The 1,211-nt window shown below is 59.3% G+C and carries 2 protein-coding genes; both read left to right on the top strand.

Translation table 11 applies throughout. The features are described from left to right. Positions 1-410: type 2 periplasmic-binding domain-containing protein (locus tag AC1DRJ_RS28480; RefSeq protein WP_477805080.1), on the top strand; the 410-nt coding region annotated here is incomplete at its 5' end. A 27-nt stretch (positions 411-437) separates the two neighbouring features. Next, a partial coding sequence (locus AC1DRJ_RS28475) for an NtaA/DmoA family FMN-dependent monooxygenase (RefSeq protein WP_477805079.1) occupies positions 438-1,211 on the top strand: 774 nt, incomplete at its 3' end.

The following is a 1,211-nucleotide window of genomic DNA, read 5'->3' as shown; positions in this document are numbered from 1 at the left end:
CTATTTCCACCACCCAGAGTCAGGCCAAGGTCCTGGTCAGCGGCAAAACCTTGCTGAGCAACCATTTGTACTTTGCCGCCACCAGCCAGGCCATCGCCAACAAGCGTCAACAACTGGATGACTTTATCGCCCGGGTTGATCGCGCGTATCGCTGGACCAATGCCCATCCCGAGGAATTTGCCGCCGCCCAGGCACGTGTCACGGGCCTGCCGTTGGCGGTGCATGTCGCCGTGGCCAAAGGCACGCACATGCAACCAGTAGAAATCGACGACAAGGTGATCGGCGGCCTGCAAACCACCGCCGACATCTATCAGGAAGAAGGGATTCTCGGCAAACACATCGACGTGTCCCAAGGCTTCGACAAGAGCTTCAACGCCAAGCGTGCCCAACTCAACCAGGCATCTCGATAACGATGCGACGGATTCAGGAGTAAGACCATGAGCAAACAACGCCAACTGAAACTCGGTGCGATGGTCCATGGCGTCGGCCACGGCTGGGGCGAATGGCGTCACCCGCAGGCCCGGCCCAACGCCAGCGTGAGCTTCGATTTCTACAAGCAGCAGACGCAACTGGCCGAGGCGGCCAAGTTCGATTTCGTGTTCATTGCCGACAGCCTGCACATTCACGAGAAATCCAGCCCGCATTACCTCAATCGCTTCGAGCCGTTGACCATACTCTCGGCCCTGGCAGCCACGACGCACAACATCGGACTGGTCGCGACGGTCACGGTCAGCTACACCGAACCGTTCCAGGTCGCCCGCCAACTCGCCTCGCTGGATCACATCAGCGGTGGTCGTGCAGGGTGGAACGTGGTGACGTCCTGGCTCAGCGGCACCGCCGATAACTTCAGCAAGGCTGAACACCCGCCCCACGCCGTTCGCTACCGCATCGCCAAAGAGCACGTGAATGTGGTCAAGGGCCTGTGGGATTCCTGGGAAGACGATGCCTTTGCCTACGACAAGCAAAGTGGCGAGTTTTTCACCCCTGGCAAGTTGCATGCTTTGGAGCACAAGGGTGAGTTTTTCTCGGTAAAGGGTCCGCTCAACATCGCCCGTTCGAAGCAAGGACAACCGCCGATTTTCCAGGCCGGCACCTCGGAGGCCGGACGCAATTTCGCCGCGCAGAACGCTGACGCGATTTTCCTCATCCCTGAAGGCTTCGAAGACGCACATGCCTACTACCAGGACCTGAAAAAACGCGCCCGCGGCTTC

This window comes from Pseudomonas sp. P5_B2 (assembly GCF_056400445.1).
The sequence above is the reverse complement of the archived record's forward strand: the minus strand, read 5'-3'. Positions and strand labels throughout refer to the sequence as shown.